The sequence below is a fragment of the Steroidobacter flavus genome (assembly GCF_042651805.1).
Taxonomy (GTDB): Bacteria; Pseudomonadota; Gammaproteobacteria; order Steroidobacterales; family Steroidobacteraceae; genus Steroidobacter; species Steroidobacter flavus.
Genome location: NZ_JBHSDU010000015.1, coordinates 1,646,683 through 1,665,614, shown reverse-complemented (window position 1 = coordinate 1,665,614; position 18,932 = coordinate 1,646,683). Strand labels below are relative to the sequence as shown.

Sequence of the window (18,932 nt, the reverse complement as noted above, 5' to 3'; positions counted from 1 at the left end):
ATCTATAAAAGACGAGCGACTCCAGAATCCGTTGCACCTTTGGCAAATAAAGTCGGGCGACTCTAGGCGGTACCCTGCCGAGCGCGTAATGTTCTCGGCTGATGACCCGGATAGATGGCACTGACAGTTCTCTGGACGACTGGTTCGAAGCCGAAATCTTACGGCACGAAGCGTCGTTGACGCTCTATTTGAGACGCGCCTGGCCCAATCAGGATGATGTGGCCGACCTTCGGCAGGAAGTCTACATTCGTGTCTACGAGAGCGCGGCACGTCAGCTGCCGGATTCGCCTCGGGCATTCTTGCTGACCACCGCTCGCAACCTGATCTTCGACCGCTTGCGCCGGGAGCGCATCGTGTCCATCGACCTGACGCAAGATTTCGACTCGCCGAGCGTCTTAGTAGATGGAGTCTCGCCGGAGCAGCGGGTCAATGCGCGTCAGGAATTGCGACGCCTTGCCGATGCAATCGATCAGCTTCCGGCGAATTGTCGAGCGGTCATCTGGTTGCGACGTGTGGACGGGCTGTCTCAGCGAGAAGTGGCTGAGAAGCTCGGTATGCAAGAGGGCACCGTCGCGAGTCACCTGGCGCGCGGATTGAAAGTTCTTACCAAGGTGGTTCTCGGAGGCAACGGCGAACACGATGCGCAGGACGATGCGAAGGGAGGGAGCAGTGAATCTGAGCACGGATAGCAGCTCCAACACTGCCGAAGCTGTGGAAGACATGGCAGCGGCGTGGTTCTGGAAGAAGGATAGCGGTCACTGGACCGAGCAGGACCAGGCCGAGTTCGAGGTGTGGCTGAATGGTTCTACGGCACACCGGATTGCCTATCTGCGCCTGCGGGCCGGTTGGAAAGGTGCTGCCCGCTTGCAAGCGCTCGGTGCCGGGATCCCCCGGGGAGCCGTCCCTCCGCCGGGACGCTGGGGTAACGATCTCTTTCCAGGAGGTAAGAACGCCGCGAAGCAGAATCCTGCGTCGGCGCTCCCGCAAGACTCTGAAGGCCGCGACGCTTCCAAGTTCAAGCCATTACGTTGGGCCGTGGCCATCATGGCGATTCTTGCAGTGGCCGTGACGTTCTACGCTCACAATACGCACCTGCTGTGGGCCAACCAATACTCAACTGCCGTCGGCGAATTGGATACGATCTCTCTGGCCGACGGCTCTCGCGTCACGCTCAACACCGACACTCGAATCGACGTCGACCTTAGTAACAAGGAACGGCGCATCGACCTGCGTAGGGGCGAGGCATTCTTCGTGGTCGCCAAGGATGCCACGCGGCCGTTCGTCGTATATGTGGACGACAAGCGTGTCACTGCCGTAGGAACGCAGTTCTCCGTGCGGCGCGACGCCGACGACATCCAGGTCGTGGTCACCGAAGGACACGTGCAGCTCGAACAAGCGTCTGCGGTTATCACGCTGAGTAAGCTGGCAGGAAGACCAGGCCGACCTGCCACGGCGCTCGCAGCCGGAGCCATAGCGCGTACCGCAAAGTCAGACGTGCTCGTGCAGGGAGGCTCTGCGCCCGAGGCTGAGCAGCTCTTGAGCTGGCGGAACGGATACTTGGTATTCGAAGCCACGCCGCTTGCCGACGCAGTCGCGGAGTTCAACCGTTACAGCGCGCGAAAGATCGTGATCGATGATCCGTCGCTGTCGGCTCTGCGCATCAGTGGAAATTTCCGCTCCAGCAACGCCGACGGTTTTCTGTGGCTGCTGAAGTCCGGTTTTCACGTGAAGATCGAGGAGGGCGACGATCGCGTTCACTTGAACACACGCTGAGCTCGTCGCACTTTTCTTCATCTCTCTGCAACGAATCCCATCCCCGCTCGTCTTTCGTAGACAAACGCACCACCTTTAGAGTGCCTGGGGGATTCCGAATGTCGCATTCGAGAAAGATCAGCGCCGCCGTTCTAATCGCTCTTGGCGTCCTGTCGATGTCGACGCAAGCGGCCGCGGACGAATCGATCAAGAAAGTCGCCGTGCCTGCGGGATCGTTGACGGTCGCACTGAAGATGCTGGCCGAACAATCGGGCGTTGAGTTCTTCTACTCCACCGATCAGCTCAAAGGACTGCGCACCGAAGGCGTGAACGGCGAATTCACCGCGGAGAAAGCGGTCCAGAAGCTCCTCGAGGGAACCAACCTCAAACTGACTCGCCACGAGAGCGGCGCGCTCGTCATCACCGTCGCGGACAAGGCTGCAGCGGCAGATGCAGTACCCGACGCGCTGGAGGAGGTCGTTGTCACCGCACTGAAGTCTGGCGCCGTGGCGCTCGAGAAGGCACCCATCTCCGTGACCGCCCTTGGCGGCGATATGCTGAGGGATGGCGGCTTTCTCGATGTTGCCGACGCCATACGATTCGCGCCGAGCGTCAATGAAGGGGTGAGCAGCGGCAATAGAGCGCAAAAAGTCATCAATATTCGCGGCGTCGGCCAGAACACCAATGTTTCCGGAGGTACGACCGGATATTACGTGGGTGAGGCTGCATTCTTCGAATCCGTCCAGGCCCCAACCTCCCGGCTATACGACATAGAGCGTGTCGAAATACTTCGCGGCCCGCAATCGACGCTTTATGGCAATGGCGCCATGGGCGGCGTGGTTCGTTTCATTCCAAATGCGCCCGATTTGAACGAATTCGAAGGCAATGCGTTTGGCGGCTGGTCGGCGACCCAGGGCGGCTCCGATTCTTATTATGGCTATGGGGCCATGAATTTCCCGCTGCTCCGGGACAAGCTGGCGCTACGCGTTGCGGGCGGTTACGAAAAGCTCGGCGGCTTCGGCGATACGGGTCCGACTGGCTTTCCAGCCACCGGCAAAGATCAAGACGGCGGAACGATTACCAGTCTTCGCAGCAGCCTCAAGTATGCAGCGACGGATCGTCTGTCGATCGACGTCTTGTTCCAGATGAGCGACACGGATTTCGGGGCGTCACAAATGTTCAATCCATTTGACCGCACGCGCCTGACCGGCGGCCCCGATGATAACGATGACACTCGATACAGGATGCTTGCAGGGACGGTGAATTACGACTTTGGCTTCGCCAACCTGACGAGTGTCACGACCGCCATTGACCAGGACATTGACAACATTTCCAACGTCTCTTTTGCCGGGTTGGCCGATTCGAGTTCCATAACGGGTGCCGAGCGATCCTATATCGGCAACGAAACGCGTTTGGCCTCCTCGAGCCAAGGCCCACTGAACTGGATCGTCGGGCTGTTCCTTACCGACGATGACGACGATTCGACATCGGCTGCAACTGCCGAATTCTTTCTTCCCGATGCGACTGGGTCGACGTACATCATGGACTTGACCGGCGCCAGCTCTACCGAGAGAAGCACGCGTGCGGTCTTTGCAGAGCTTTCCTACAAGCTGTTCGATGGCAAGCTGGTTCCTCTGGTCGGGCTTCGGTACTTCGAAGAAGACTTCGAGACGGAATCGCAGAGCTTGACCGAGATGCATCTGACAAGCTCGACGGTCGGCGGGGCAACGACTGTGTTCGATCCGCCCTTGTCTCTGGGCGCGTTCCCGACGGCAGAGAGCTCGGGCAAGCTCAAATTCGACAGCGTCAATCCACGCTTCAACCTGGCTTACTATCCAAACGACACGGCCAGCTACTTCATCAACATTTCCAATGGATTCCGCGGCGGCACGGCCAACACCAACGCTTTATGCGCGGTCACGCCCGGATGCCCGAGATCGGTGCCTTCCGATAAGTTGTGGAACTATGAAATAGGCACCAAACAAAACCTCAACGATCGCCAGATTTTCGTCGATCTCGCACTCTATTACATGGACTGGAAGGGCGTTCGAGAATTCGTCAATCTCGTGGTGCTCAACGCGCAGCTCGCGGCGGGCGATGCTGAGATCTACGGCGTCGATGCCGCAATCACGGCGACGCCGAAGGCAATTCCCGGTCTGACGCTGAGCCTGGTCGGCAATTGGAACAGCTCGGAATTTTCGACCGTCACGCCGGCCGGCACCGTCGCCGGCGCAGCGGTGGGTGACCGGATTTCCTATGTTCCTGATTGGACCGCGACGGTGGGGGTTGATTACAAAAGGCCGATCGGTCGCAACTGGATCGCGCATCTGAACACCTCCTATAACCACATTGAAGAAATGCGCGGCGGTTTTGGCTCTCTTGCCAACCTTTCGGTGCCGCCGAATCCGGGCGGCTTCGGTGGGAAGCGCGACCTGGTCAGTGCCCGGATCGGCGTCCAGAGCGACAAGCTCGGAGTCTATTTCGTCGGCACGAATCTTCTGAACGAACATGATCCGGTCACGATCGGATCGGGCATACAAACGCTGGATTACCCGCGTGCTTTGGGTTTCGAGATCACGTCAGATTTTTGATCCGGCCGATTTTTGATCCGGTAGTACAGGAGAATGCACGATGTCCGGGCGACGAGAATTCCTCATGTCAGGCGTTGGGTTGACGGCTGCGTTGAGTGCGCCTGAGTTGAGCGGAGGGCTGGCACGCGCCGCGGATCTCAGCGGATTTGAAAGTACCGGACAGCCCTGGCCGCTGCGCGATACTGAATCTTTTGAATACCATTCCAAAGCGGTCGGCGACAACATGGCGATCGGCGTCTGGTCGCCGCCCAAAGGGCTGCCCGGCGGTGCCGCGGCGGACGAAAAGCCGCTCGATGTCGTCTATGTCCTGGACGGGTCATGGGCGCTCGGTGTCACCGCGACGATCTGCATGCTGCAATATGTGGATCTCATCCATCCCGGCTTTGCGCCGGTTCTGCTCGTGGGCGTCGATTATCCAGTCGGACGTCCGAATGCGCGGACGCGCGACTATACGATGGCAGATCAGGTGCCGTCCGCAATGAAAGAAAAGTTTTCCACTACGCCCGAAACGACGCCCGGCGGGGCGGACAAGTTTCTGGCGTTCCTCGAAGAGGAGCTCGATCCTTTCATCCGCTCCAGATACAACACGACCGGCAAGCGCGCGGGCATTCTGGGAGATTCGTTTGGCGGCACGTTCACCTTTTACGCATTCTTGAAACAATCGAAATTATTCGATCGCTACTGGCTGGGCAGCCCCGGGATTTTTACCAACACTATCGACTATGTCGCGCAATTTGAAACGCTGCTGAAAGGCAAGCTTGCGCATCCGACCAAGATGTTCGTGACGTGTGGATCGCGGGAGATCAATGGCGGCGTCGCCCTCTATGAAGAGGTGGGACGAAACTACAATCGCCTGGTGAGCGCTCTGAATAGAGTGCCCAACGATCAACTCGCTTGGGCCTCAAAAATTTACGATGGCCACACTCATACATCCGTGGTCGCGCCGGCCTTGAGCGACGCCTTGTTATATCTGTTTCGACCATGACACCTATCATTCTGGAGAATGCGCGCATATTCGACGGCGTGTCCGCCGATTGCGCCGAGGGCATGTCGGTGCTGATCGAAGGTGGCACGATCCGTGAGGTTGCCGATCGCCCGATCAAAGCCGATGACGTTCTCCGGATCGATGTCGCCGGCAAGACGTTGATGCCCGGCCTGATCGATCTGCACATTCATTCCTATTTCTCGGATCTCAACGCAAAGGTAGTCGACAGCCGTGATGCGCCTTACCGGACAGCGCACGCGGTCAAGAAGCTTGGCCATGCGCTGGATTGCGGTTTCACTACGGTGCGCGATATCGGCGGCGGCGACTTTTCTTTGGCCTCAGCAATCGCCGATGGGTTGATCCGCGGTCCTCGCTTTTTTTATGCAGGCAAGGTTCTGTCGATGACCGGCGGGCACGTCGACTGAGGGCTGAGCTTCATTTTGATTATATTGCAGAGAATCGCATGCACGATGCGCCTTCGCTTTCCCGAGTTCCGTTGTCGCCAGAGCTGTCGGCGGCGCTCGCGGAACGCTTCGGTCCCCGCTATTCCACCTCACGAGGGATCCTGCTTCAGCACGGACAAAGTGAGACCTTGTTGCCAGGATCCCGGGTGGATAGGCTCCCGATTTGCCACCAAGATACCCTGGGTGGCAAATCGCTTCAGGTCGTGAAGACCGCCCTCTTACCAAGCAATGCGGAAGCTCAGGTTGCCGTCCTGCTGCTCGTAGTCATCCGCGAATTCGCCGCCGTAGGCGAGCGCCACGGACGCATTCCTGCCCAACGAAACATTGAGCGAGACGCGAGCGATGTAGGCAGTGCGATCAAGGGCAGGTCCCACCGTGTCGAATGCAGGCATATCGCTGAATGGCCGCAGCTCGATTCTCGAACGGTCGTCTTCGAACTGATGCGTCACACCGAGGTCGAGTGCCGGCCGGAGCACCTGTCCATATCCTTCGAAGGCGTGGGCCAGCTGCACACCGAGCGTGCCGCGCAGACCGTCGCGCTCGTGCACGCGGCCGGCGAGATTGCCACTGCCAGCGTTTCGCTCGCTGAAGTCCGTGGCCTCGATGTGATCGTAGAAGGCTTCGATGAACGGGCGAACCAACGGACCGGTTTCGTGGGTCAGTCGATAGCTCGCACGAATGCCCGCACCGTAACTGTCGTTGTCGAAATCGGCACGCGCCTGTTGGCGAGAGGAACCGACCGTCACATTCCGCCGGGTCGAGCTTTCGTTGCCGCTGTAGAACGCCGTCATGCCCACATTCAAACGTCCGGGCGCAAAGCTGGCGTACAGGCCGCCCAGCTTTGTTCGCAACTCGTTGCGGCCTCCCGCCAGATCGCGAATGCCCGTGTCTGCATAGCCGAAGGTGGCGCCGACGGTCCACTGGGAGGATACGTTTCGATCGACGCCGATCTGTCCGCCATCGCTCGTCCAGTCATGGCGTGAGCCACCGCCTGCCTGGCCCCACTGACGTTTCCCCTGGCCCCAGAAGCAATTGAGTGCGTCACTCAATCCAGGCGAAACCTGGCCACACTGCACGGAGTCGCCCAGCGTGAAGCGATCGAATACGGTGCGCACAAAGCCGGCACCAAGGATCGAAACGCTGTTCTGACTCATGCTCGCCACCGGTTCGCCGCGCTCACCGAGCAGCGCCCGAGCGTCCTCGATCGTCGGCTGTTGTAGCAGCGTATCGACATAGTCGGTCATCGTCGGCGACAGAGTGCCTGCATCGATTTCGTTTTCCAGCCACTCGGCAAACCGTCCTTGGCCACTATTCGGGTCGGCGATGCCGGTGATCGGCACTCGCGCAAAGCTGACGGTCAGTGCGTTCGCGCTCAGTTCGCGTGCTGCAGTGATGAGCGCCGATTGATTCATTTCCACCGATGCAAAATTGCCGGTGATGCCGCCATCCGCCTGGATCAGCGTGTGGGTCGTACCGTCGAGATAAAGACCGTACTGCACGTTGATCCGATGCGTACCGGCGAGAGCGGCAGTGCCTGCGACGTCCAGCCGATCCGTGCCGCTCGGCAGGATCTCAGATATCAGCGTGCCACTCGAAGCCTGCACATAGTTGCCGCCAACACGGACGACACCAGGGCTGTGACCGGGCGACAGTACGCCCGCGTTGTGGAAGTTGCCGCCGAACGAGCCCACACCCGTGAGCGTGGTGCCGGACTCGATGCGGAACTCATTTGTTTGCACGGTCGCGGCGTGCAGATTCACGCTGCCTTCGGCAATCGTGATGTTTTCGGCGAAGCCATTCACCGCACTTTCGAGCGTCAGAGCGCCGCTGCCGTGCTTGATCAGGCTCTCAAAGTCGTTGAATGCGTCGGCCGGCAGAGTCAGCGCGCCGGCGTTCGTGAGTTCGACGGCATCGCTGCCCGCGCCGCCGTCGAACGTGCCTTGCGAGAAGTCCGCTCCCGAGTCGATCCGTACTTGATCGTTGCCATCGAGCAAATTCACCGAGCCGATCAACGTGCCCGCGAGCATGAGCGTGTCATCTGTTGCCGTCCCCTCGAACGTGCCCGCATTGCGAAGCATTGCGCCAGCCGCGATCGTGGTCGCATTCACTGACAAGCTCGCGCCATTCGCCAACTCAAGCGAGCCGCTCTGAACATCCAGCGTGCTGACCGTCGAGCCCGCGCCGGTGAGGAGCGTTGAGCCGCTACCCAGCTGGCGCATGACACCGGAACCGGAGATGACGCCATCGTACGAACTCGCATCGGAGCGATCGAAGGCGAGCGTGCCATTGTTTGTGATGTCGCCAATGATGCTGCCGCTCGTGCCACCATCGCCAATTTGCAGCGTGCCTTGCAGGATCTGCCAGGGCGTGGGTGTCGTGCCATTGCCCGTCAGCGTCCAGGTGCTGCCGCCGGTCTTCTCGAAGATGTCGAAGTTCCGATACTGCGATATATCGAAGCTACCGTTCGCCGTTCCGCTCAGTCGCAGCGTGTCGTTCAACGTGCTGCCGGCGATGACGTTGCCTTCGATGTTCGAGCCGGCCAGCAGCTCGAGCGTCAGAACGCCGCTGCCCGTTGTCGTGATGGCGTCGGCCCGATCGCCGTTGGCACTGGCGTTGAGGAGGCCGCCACGAATGTGGCCACTGTTCACGATCGTCTGATTGGGGCTGCCCACGGTGATGCCCACCGAATTGCTGCCGCCCTCGATCGTACCGGCGTTGGTGAGAAGACTGCCGCCAGGCATTTGCATGTGCACGCCGACACCCTGACTTATCGACGTGCTGGAGGTCTGGCCGCCCCGTATCGTGCCGTAATTGGTCAAGGTAGCGCTGCCCGCCGGCGAGGACATCGTGATGCCGCTGCCGCTGCCGCCGGTCCCGCTGTCTCCGCCCTCGATGAGGCCGTGGTTCGTGATATTCGTGCCGATCCAGGCCCTGACGCCAATGCCGCCATTTGAGGCGGCGCCGCCGTCGCCACCCTTCACCGTGCCGCGGTTTTCGAAGTCCGTCGCGAACACGTAAACACCAATGATGCCGTTGCCGGGACCGCCTGTGATCGATCCGTTGTTGACGATGGACGAGCGAATCGAGGTGCTCGAGGTAGCCAGGCCGCGCGCGTTCGCGGCACCGACGATGGTTCCCGACAAGGTCAATGTATGGTCATAGTTGGTCGTGAAGCTGATGCCGCCCAGCGTGAATCCTTGCGTATCGATCTGCATGGACACTGTGGGGCTCGCCAAAGCAGTTGCGACGGTGATGTCAGCCGTCAGCTTGATCACCGCATCGGTATCGTTATTGGTGTTCGCCGTGATGATGGCGTTCTGCAGATCCGTCGTGTTGGCTACAAAGTATTCGGCGGCCCTCGCTTGCGGTATCAAGGCAGCGGCTGAAAGCGCAAGGAGCGCAACGGAGCTAACCCCACCCTTCGGTGATACGCGCTGCGCGGTTCGCAGAACTGTCTTGATAGCGGCGCCAAGCGGCTGCGCCTGAGTGAGGATGGTTTCGCTACGCTTCATAAATACTCCGTGGTCATCGGCGATCAACGCCAGCCAAATGAACGCGGAGGAAGCAGAAAGCCGCTGCGCGCATGCTTTGCGGGCACGCGCGTATCCATAGAGACGCTCTTGGGAGGTGCGATCGCAATTCCGTGAGCGATCATTGGGAGCAGCAGCCTGTCGAACCTCGCAACGCGTCGTCTTGAACGCGCGCAGTCTGCAATACGACACTCCCCGAGGTTGTGAGGTGGGTCACATGGGTTGAAACTACAGTGGGCAGGCCCTTGACGTCGGCGTTGCTCTTTCAACAAGCCGATGCACGGCCTGAAGCATCGTGGCATCACGGACACCGACTGATTAAGACTCAGCCCTCGCCATCGATCTCATCCTCGACGCAACGGCTGACAAGCTCTTCTGTTGCTATACCGACCGATGCAGTGACGCCGGACTTCCAACCGTCCGGCCTGTTCATGATCGCTGAAATCAGCTTCGAGGATCTCGGCAATGGCAAGACGCGGTATCGAGCTTTCTGAAGGATGGTACCGATGAGAGGCGCGCAGAGAGCGAGTGTCGTCTTCATGACGACTGGATTACCACTGGCCGCCTGAGGGATTCCCTGAGCACTGAGGCCGCGGTAACTAGCACAATGTGCGTTTCCAGTTGACATAGCACCCTCGTCTCCGCTTACATCACGCCTGGGTTCGCTTGACACCAAGAACACGACGTTCGGGGCGAGCTCGCTTATCTATTTCACTCAGGGATGACGATGGCTGCGCCAGCAACGGAGCGTGCACACACTCCAGGACACTCGATTGCCATTCGGCAGCAGCACTTCCTGTGGCTCGTCGGCAGCCTGTGTCAGCTGCATAAGGTTCCGTTCAGCGCGGAGTTGTTGAGCGCGCAAATTCCGGGGCCGCATAACGCGTTGAGTCTGGTCGACGCGGCCACCGCCCTCGGTATGAAATGCGACCTGCGCGTCGAGCGCGCTGAGTCCGTCGAGACTTGGGCAATCCCTTGCATCGCTTTCGTGCGCGCCGATTCGAGCGAGGAGCGCTCGAATCCGCAAGCTGTGATGGTCGTGCGTGCGGATGCCGAGCGCGTGCTGTTCTTCCGCCCCGGCGAATCGACGGCAGTAATGGTCACGAGAGCGCAGTTCGCAACCGAATTCGCTGGTCACGTTTTCTTCGCGGCGCCGACGGCAAAAGCCGCGGCAGATGAGGACGCTGCGCCTCCACCGGCATTCGGGTTCCGCTGGTTCGTGCCCGAGTTGCTCAAGCATCGCACGATATGGCGCGATGTGCTGCTCGCGTCGCTGGCGATCCAGCTGATGGCTCTGGCGACGCCGCTGTTCACGCAAGTGGTCGTCGACAAAGTCGTGGTGCACCGGACGTTCAGTACCCTGATCGTCATCGGGGTCGCGATGGCGGTGTTCATGGTCTTCACCGCCCTAATGTCCTGGGTCCGGCAATACCTGGTGCTGCACACGGGCAATCGCATCGACGCCGTACTGGGCTCGCGCGTGTTCGAACATTTGATCAAGTTGCCGTTGCGCTACTACGAGAATCGACCGACCGGTGTGGTGGTGGCGCGCGTCCAGGGCGTGGAGCAGATTCGAGAGTTCCTCGCCAGCGCCGCAGTCACGCTGATTCTCGATTGTCCTTTTCTGCATCGTGGGCCTGTGGCAGCAATTCCAGCAAGCAAACATTGCGGTGAAGCGGCTGGGCGATCTGATGAATGCGCCCGCCGAGCCGTACACGGTGATTCCGCAGCGTGAGTCGACCGGTAACGGCGCGATCGAGATCAAGAACCTGGCGTTCCGCTACGCCGAATCTCTGCCGCTGCTCTATCGCGATTTCAATCTCACGGTGCGTGGCGGCCAATGCGTGGCCTTGATGGGGCCGAGCGGCAGCGGCAAGAGCACGCTCGCGAAGTTGCTGCAGGGATTCTATTGGCCTGCCGACGGACACATTCACATCGACGGCCGCGACACGCGTTATCTGTCCGCGAACGAGTTGCGCCTGCACTTCGGCGTCGTGCCGCAAGAGACCGTGCTGTTCTCCGGCACCGTCTACGAGAACCTGACGCTGGCAAATCCGCAGGCCACCTTCGAGCAGGTCGTGCAGGCCTGTCGCATGGCCGAGATTCACGACGCCATCGAAAAATTGCCCAAAGGCTATCAAACCGCTGTCGGCGAGCGCGGCGTTGGATTGTCCGGCGGTCAACGTCAACGCATCGCCATCGCGCGTGCGTTGCTCAAGCGGCCGAAGATCCTGATCTTCGATGAGGCGATCAGCAGCCTCGATCAGCAAACGGCGGAGCATTTCGCTCGCACCATCAGCGCGCTGAAAGGGCGCGTGACAATTCTTTTCATTACTCACCAGCTCCCGCGTGGCCTGAAGTTCGACGCCGTGTTCGAAATCCGCGGCGCCGGCACGGAAGAGAAGCACTTTGAAGTCATTCAAGGCGGCATCGGAGATGCGCCGGCCGCCGGCTCGAAGAGTGAGGACTCGCGCGCATGAAACTGGACTTCCTCGAGCCGCAAACCGCGGCGCTCGACTTCGCACCGGCGATCCTGGCGATTCAACAACGTCCTCCTTCGCCGATGCCTCGGATGGTGTTGTGGACCTTGCTGATACTGCTGGGAATACTTTTGTTGTGGTCGCTGCTCGGCAAGCTGGACATCGTCGCAAGCGCCGAGGGCAAGCTGGTTCCGCAGACCTACGTGAAGATCGTGCAGCCGGCGGATGCGGGCATCGTGCGTGAGATCCTCGTGACTGAAGGCGATCGCGTGCGTGCCGGCCAAGTGCTGCTGCGGCTCGACACGACGCTATCGGAAGCGGACACCGCGATCGTCGCGAAAGAAGTGGAGCTGCGCAGCTTGCAACTACGACGTATTGAAGCGGAGATGTCCGATCAGAAGATGAGTCGGCGTCCGGAAGATTCCGCTGAGCTGTTCCGCCAGGTCGATGCGCAGGCGCGAGCGCGTCGGCAAGCATATGAAGACATGCTTCAGACCGAAGAGGCCGTTCTCGAGCAAGCCAAGGAAGATTTGCACGGCGCGCAGGCGCAGGTTGTGAAGCTGGAGAAGCTGCTGCCGATCTATCGTGAGGAAGAGGAATCGCTCGCGAGGCTCGCGCAACAGGGCTTGGTACCGAAATTTCAGCTCGCCGAGAAGCAGCGGCAGCGAATCGAGACGGAACAGAACCTGCTGTCACAGCAGCGCACCGTCGCCAGCCTGCAATCTCACATTGCGGAGTCGCAAGGCCGGATCGCGCGTGTCACATCCGAGTATCGGCAGCAACTGTTCAGCGAGCGGGTCGAGTCGCAGACTCAGTTGCAAAAGGCACAACACGAGCTGCTGAAGCAGGAGCATCGCGGTCGCTTGAGCGAGCTGCGCGCTCCCCAGGACGGCATCATCAAGGACGTTGCAACGTACACCGTGGGCGCTGTCGTCAATGCCGGCACCGTGCTGATGAGCCTGGTTCCCATCGACGAAGAGCTGGTCGCCGAAGTGATGATACGGAACGACGACGTCGGCTTTGTGCGCGAAGGCCAGCGCGTGAAGGTCAAGCTCGCCGCTTATCCGTTCCAGGATTACGGAATGATCGAAGGCACGGTGAAGAAAATTTCCGCCGATGCTTCGGAAACCAACAATCCGCAGGATCCCCGACGCGATTCGGAAGATCGCGACGCGCCCGTCTCTCCATACAAGGCGCTGGTCACCCTCGATGAGCAGGCACTCGGCGCGGGTGTCTCGAAGTTACCGCTCGCCCCGGGCATGCAAGTGGTAGCGGACATTCGCAAGGGCGAGCGCACAGTCATGCAGTACCTGCTATCGCCGGTGCAGAAGACGCTTGCGGAGGCTGCGCGTGAGCGGTAAGCCCGGTGTCGGTGACCAAGCCGTACTGTACCCGCTGCTCAGCCGAGGGGCATTTACTGCCATCGTTGTTTTGTCGCTCGCAACGATCGCTGCCGCGGTGTTGTTGTTGCCGACATCGTTAGAGGCTTGTCAACGGTCCTGCGGGCTATGGGAGGGGCTGTCCGCGGCGGCGCGGATATTTCGAGGGGTCGAGGGCATGGCCGACGCTTCTCGATTTCCTCTTGCCGCGGCCATCGGTCATTTCAGCGTGCTGGTACTCGGAGTCGCCGGCGGCGTTTGCCTCGCCATCACCCGATTTGAAAAAGTGAATGTTGCCGCGGGTGTGAATGCAGGTGGATGGGGCGGCAGGATTCTGCGAGTACTCGCCGTTGCATTGGTGGCCGCGCAGTTCTTCGTCGCGCCGCCCGAGATGAACGAGCATCAATTCTCATATGGATTCTTCGAGGCGGTGTCCCATGAGCGGGACACGTTTCTTTTATGGATGGCAGGCATCTATCTCGGAACGCTGGCGGTGGTGCTGTGCCTGGCGGTGGAGCTTTCGGAACTTATCAGCAGGAGGCGGAAATGGCTGCGGTGACAATCACTGTCGGAGAGATGCGGGATATCCAGGAAGCACAGACGGATCTCGCGACTCAGTTGTGGACTGGGCTGACCGAGGCCATAGAAAGGTCGTCGGACATTTTGCAACAAGGGGCCAATATCAACGCCCAGACCGCCTTCAACCTGCTCGATGAGGCGTACGCCAGGATCGATACCTATCAGCGATTGGTTACCGAGCTGCTCGAGCAGCGTGGCTTCGACCCCTCTTTCATTCAGGATCAGCGGGATGCCTGGACGAACAAGATGGCGGAGTACCAGAACGCGGCGGACGACGCAAAAGTGCGAATGGGGCGCGAGCTGGCGGAAGCTGCGAGACAGTCGAGTCTGGGCACGTATGCAAAATGGGGCGGCGGCATCGTTGACGCGGCACAAGTGGCCGCTGCCGTTTATGACTCCGCGCATAGCGGCGATTGGAGCGGGGTGGGCGAGGCGTTTGGCAGTTTGTTGGGTGGAGCGGGAGGCGCCATCCTCGGCGCGGCTGTAGCCGGCCTGTTCGCGGCGGTGTTCGGGCCTTCGGCGCTCCTGGCGTTTGCGTTGATCGGATTGTTCGGCTTCCTCGGCGACAGATACCTCGGACCGATCCTGGGCGAGGGCATCAACGGCATTGCCCAGTGGGTTTCGGATCGTTTCAATCTCGGCATGGCGTGGCAGGCGCGCCGCGATCCTTTGACGCTGGACCTCGATGGCGACGGCATCGAGAGTGTGGGTATCAATCCCAACCATCCCATCCTGTTCGATCACGATGGCGATGGCACCAAGAACGCCACGGGGTGGATCTCCTCGGACGACGGACTGCTCGTGCTCGACCGCAACTCGAACGGCACCATCGATAGTGGCCGTGAGCTGTTCGGCGATTCGACGCTGCTGGCAAATGGCACCGAGGCCGAAGACGGTTTTGCGGCTTTGGCTGCTGAAGACACCAACGGCGACGGTGCTGTAACCAGCGCGGATGCGCGATTCAACGATTTGCGCGTGTGGCGCGATTTGAATCAGGACGGTATCTCACAAAGCGGCGAGCTGTTCACGCTGCAACAACTGGGCATCACATCGATCAATGTCGGGGGCGTGGCTCGCGACCAGGTATTGCCCAATGGCAATCGAATCGCGGACGTGGGCACCTACACTCGCGCCGACGGTAGTGCAGGTACGCTCGGAGAGACTCACGACACCGCTGACGTGGATCTCATCGAGGACACGTTCCATCGCGAGTTCCCCGACCAGATTCCGCTCGCGCCGGGCGTGGAAGACCTACCGAATATGTTCGGTTCCGGTGCGGTGCGCGATCTTCGGGAGGCTGCGAGTCTTTCGACCTCGCTGCGCAGCCAGCTCCAAGCCTTTGCCGATGCGACGACTCGCGGTCAGCAGCGCATGCTGGTGCAGAACCTGCTGTTGGAGTGGGCCGAGACCGGCGGGATGCAGACGATGGAAGCCCGCGCATCCGCAGAAGATATCGGATTGCAGTGGTATCGGCTGGGCGACCTGCAGAGTCCCGGCTCGGGCTTCATCTCGGCCGGCGATCCTTCCGGTGGTGGGCCAAGCGGCGGCAGCGGAGCCACTGCCGTCACGGAAGGAGAGATCGCGCATTACGACGCGTGGGTCGCGAAACTCCAGCGCGTGCGTTTCCTGTTCACCGTTCTCGAAGCCTTCAACGGGCGTTATTTCTTTACGATGCCCAGTGACGAAGGGGAGGGCGCTCGCTCGGGTTCGTCCATGGTGACGTTATCCAGCAGCAACGGCAGCGGCGGTGGTGGCGGTGGCGGCACGCTCAGCCTGCCCGTGATCCGAATCGTTCTATCCGAAGCTCAGATCGACGCGCTCGAAGCCAGCTACGACATGCTGTTCGAGTCTGTATATGACGCACTCGTGATCGAAACGCGCCTGCGGCCGATGCTCGATGACGTACTGATGACGATCGATCCCGAGCAGGGCAATGTCACTTACGACTTTGCGCCGCTGAACGCCGAGCTGCAGAACCGTATCGCAGCCGACGTCATCAACGGCGTCACCGATATGGTGGAGCTGACGCAGCTCATGCACGGCTCGCTGCTGAACAACGGCTGGGACGGCCTGGCAATGGTGGAGCAGACGCTGCGTACCTTGCCCGTCACTGCGCAACTGCAAGCACTGTACGACGAGCTGGGAGTCAAGTTCGACGCCGGTACCGGCGCCACGCTCAACGGAGCCGCGGGCCACGAAATCCTGATCGGCAGCACGACTGGCAGCACGTTGTCTGGTAACGACGGCAGCGACGTGTTGATCGGTGGCGCCGGGACGGACTCGCTGCACGGTGGCGGTGGACACGATGCGCTGGTGGGCAATGCCGGCAACGACGATCTCCGCGGGCATGCCGGAGACGATTACCTCATTGGCGGCGCTGGCAACGATTCGCTCTACGGCGACGAAACCTTTGGCGGCCTCGGCAACATTTCAGGCGACGACGTGCTGGATGGCGGTGCCGGCAACGATCATATGGTCGGCGGTTACGGCCGAGACACGTACTTGTTCGGCCGCGGTGACGGCCAGGACACGATCAACAACGACGGAAACTGGCTGGGCACACCCGATCCGGTGACGACCAAGCTGGATGTGCTCAGGTTCAAGGAAGGTGTCGTTGCCAACGATGTTTCCATCGCGCGCGAAGGCGCGAACCTGGTGCTCAGGATCAACGGCACGACCGACCAGATCACGATCCAGTATTACTTCACCGATGACGGATTGAGCCCGCGCGGCTACGCCGTGGACCAGATTCGTTTTACGGATGGCACGATCTGGACCGTCGAAGAGGTCAAGGCGATGCTGTTGTTGCCGACAGCGGGCAATGACAACCTGCTGGGCTATGCCAGCAACGATACGTTCGGTGGCGGTGCCGGCAACGACACCCTGAAAGGTTCGGGCGGCAACGACGTGCTGGACGGCGGCAACGGCGACGACACACTGGAAGGCAACCTCGGCGACGACCACCTGATCGGCGGCGCGGGCAACGACTACTTGTATGGTGAAGAAGCCGAAGGTGGCATTCACCCGAGCCGCATCGGCAACGACATCCTCGATGGCGGCGCCGGCAACGACGTGCTGGTCGGTGGCTTCGGCAGCGACACGTATCTGTTCGGTCGCGGCGATGGCCAGGACACGCTTTACAACGAGGGCGATCGCTACGGCAGCAACATCGATCCGACAGAAAACAAGTTGGATGTGTTGCAGTTCAAGGAAGGCATCGTCGCGAGCGATGTGAGCGTGACACGCACGGGCAACGATTTGATCGTGCGTATCAATGGCACGACGGATCAAGTGACGCTCGTGAGTTACTTCGTGGGCGACGGCACGCATGCGGAAGGCCAGGCGGTCAATCAGATTCGCTTTGCCGACGGCACGATCTGGGATGTGCCGACGATCAAGACCATGGTGCTGCAGCCAACGTCGGGTGACGACATCATCCTGGGCTACGCCAGCAATGACACGTTCAGCGGTGCCGCGGGTAACGATACGCTTCGAGGTGCGGCGGGTAACGACACGCTCGATGGCGAACTGGGCAACGATACGGTCAAGGGCGAAGACGGCAACGACACCCTCTACGGCAGTGACGGCAACGACACGCTGGAAGGAAACATCGGTGACGACCACCTGATCGGCGGCGCAGGCAACGACTACTTGTATGGCGAGGAGGCCGAAGGCGGCATTCACCCGAGCCGCATCGGTAACGACATCCTCGACGGCGGCGCCGGCAACGACGTGCTGGTCGGTGGCTTCGGCAGCGACACGTATTTGTTCGGTCGTGGCGATGGTCAGGACACGCTGTACAACGAAGGTGACCGTTATGGCAGCAACATCGACCCGACCGTGAACAAGCTGGACGTGTTGCAGTTCAAGGACGGTGTGCTGCCGAGCGAAGTGACCGTGCAGCGAGTGAACAGCGACCTGATCGTTCGCATCGCAGGGACGACGGATCAAGTCACGTTGATCGGCTACTTCGTGGGCGACGGTACACATGCCGAAGGCCAGGCAGTAAATCAGATCCGCTTTGCCGATGGCACGATCTGGGACGTGCCGACCATCAAGACGATGGTGCTGCAACCCACTTCCGGCGACGACATCATCCTGGGCTATGCCAGTAACGACATCTTGAACGGTGCCGCCGGCAACGACACCTTGAAGGGCGCGGCGGGTAACGACACGCTCGATGGCGACGTGGGCAACGACACGTTGCAAGGTGAAGATGGTAATGACGCGCTGAGCGGCGGCGACGGCATAGACACGCTGGAAGGAAACGTCGGCAACGACCACCTGATCGGCGGCGCGGGCAACGACTACTTGTATGGTGAAGAAGCCGAAGGCGGAATTCACCCGAGCCGCATCGGTAACGACATCCTCGACGGCGGCGCCGGCAACGACGTGCTGGTCGGTGGCTTCGGCAGCGACACGTATCTGTTCGGTCGCGGCGATGGTCAGGACACGCTGTACAACGAAGGTGACCGTTATGGCAGCAACATCGATCCGACGGCGAATCGTCTCGACGTGTTGCAATTCAAGGACGGTGTCGTCGCGAGCGATGTGAGCGTCGCGCGCAGCGGTAACGACTTGATCGTGCGCATCAACGGCACGACCGACCAGGTAACCCTCGTGGGTTACTTCATTGGCGATGGCCTGCATGCGGAAGGCTATGCGGTGAACCAGATCCGCTTCGCCGACGGCACGATCTGGGATGTCGCATACATCACGCAAAGAGTCCGGCAGGGCACGGAGGGCAACGATACGCTCACCGCGCCCGCCACTGGCGCGACCATCTACGGTCTCGGCGGCAACGACACGCTCAATGGCAACGTTGGCAATGACATTCTGGACGGCGGCACCGGCAACGACAACCTGTTCGGCAACAACGGCAACGACGTGCTGGATGGCGGTGAGGGCATCGACACGCTGGAAGGAAACATCGGCGACGATCACCTGATCGGCGGTACCGGCAATGACAACCTGTACGGCGAAGATATTTACGGTGGCATCAATCTCAGCCGCATCGGCAACGACATTCTCGACGGCGGCGCGGGCAACGACGTGCTCGTCGGTGGCTTCGGCAGCGACACGTATCTGTTCGGTCGCGGCGATGGCCAGGACACGCTGTACAACGAAGGTGACCGTTATGGCAGCAACATCGATCCGACGGTGAATCGTCTC

Annotated in this window: 9 protein-coding genes and 1 pseudogene; 9 read left to right on the top strand and 1 reads right to left on the bottom strand. The window is 60.5% G+C overall.

What is annotated here, in order from left to right:
• Nucleotides 1–101 precede the first annotated feature (101 nt).
• From ACFPN2_RS34475 to ACFPN2_RS34455, 5 genes are all read left to right on the top strand, one after another.
• The gene (locus ACFPN2_RS34475; protein ID WP_380605234.1) at nt 102–689 is read left to right on the top strand and encodes an RNA polymerase sigma factor; all 588 of its coding nucleotides are present in this window, start codon (nt 102–104) and stop codon (nt 687–689) included.
• The gene (locus ACFPN2_RS34470) at nt 670–1,773 is read left to right on the top strand and encodes a FecR family protein (protein ID WP_380605232.1); all 1,104 of its coding nucleotides are present in this window, start codon (nt 670–672) and stop codon (nt 1,771–1,773) included. The genes ACFPN2_RS34475 and ACFPN2_RS34470 overlap by 20 nt, the downstream gene beginning before the upstream one ends.
• Nucleotides 1,774–1,928: 155 nt before the next feature.
• On the top strand, nt 1,929–4,343 hold the full coding sequence (locus ACFPN2_RS34465; RefSeq protein WP_380605230.1) for a TonB-dependent receptor: 2,415 nt from the start codon (nt 1,929–1,931) through the stop codon (nt 4,341–4,343).
• Between the two features lie 91 nt (nt 4,344–4,434).
• The gene (locus ACFPN2_RS34460) at nt 4,435–5,328 is read left to right on the top strand and encodes an alpha/beta hydrolase (protein WP_380605228.1); all 894 of its coding nucleotides are present in this window, start codon (nt 4,435–4,437) and stop codon (nt 5,326–5,328) included.
• A 62-nt stretch (nt 5,329–5,390) separates the two neighbouring features.
• Entirely contained in the window at nt 5,391–5,753 is a 363-nt protein-coding gene (locus ACFPN2_RS34455) for an amidohydrolase family protein (protein ID WP_380605226.1), read from the top strand.
• Nucleotides 5,754–6,010: 257 nt separating this feature from the next.
• Here the strand turns inward: ACFPN2_RS34455 and ACFPN2_RS34450 are convergent, their stop codons facing one another.
• Nucleotides 6,011–9,304 carry an autotransporter family protein gene (locus ACFPN2_RS34450; protein WP_380605224.1) on the bottom strand — a complete coding sequence of 1,098 codons (3,294 nt, stop codon included), beginning with the start codon at nt 9,302–9,304 and terminating at the stop codon, nt 6,011–6,013.
• Between the two features lie 1,051 nt (nt 9,305–10,355).
• Here ACFPN2_RS34450 and ACFPN2_RS34445 point away from each other — a divergent pair.
• The 4 genes and pseudogenes from ACFPN2_RS34445 to ACFPN2_RS34430 all read left to right on the top strand — a co-directional run.
• A pseudogene (locus tag ACFPN2_RS34445) lies at nt 10,356–11,802 on the top strand (peptidase domain-containing ABC transporter).
• The gene (locus tag ACFPN2_RS34440) at nt 11,799–13,163 is read left to right on the top strand and encodes an HlyD family type I secretion periplasmic adaptor subunit (protein WP_380605222.1); all 1,365 of its coding nucleotides are present in this window, start codon (nt 11,799–11,801) and stop codon (nt 13,161–13,163) included. Before ACFPN2_RS34445 ends, ACFPN2_RS34440 begins: the two are co-directional and overlap by 4 nt.
• On the top strand, nt 13,153–13,740 hold the full coding sequence (locus tag ACFPN2_RS34435; protein ID WP_380605220.1) for a hypothetical protein: 588 nt from the start codon (nt 13,153–13,155) through the stop codon (nt 13,738–13,740). The genes ACFPN2_RS34440 and ACFPN2_RS34435 overlap by 11 nt, the downstream gene beginning before the upstream one ends.
• Nucleotides 13,728–18,932: calcium-binding protein (locus ACFPN2_RS34430; RefSeq protein ID WP_380605218.1), on the top strand; the 5,205-nt coding region annotated here is incomplete at its 3' end. The genes ACFPN2_RS34435 and ACFPN2_RS34430, both read left to right, overlap by 13 nt.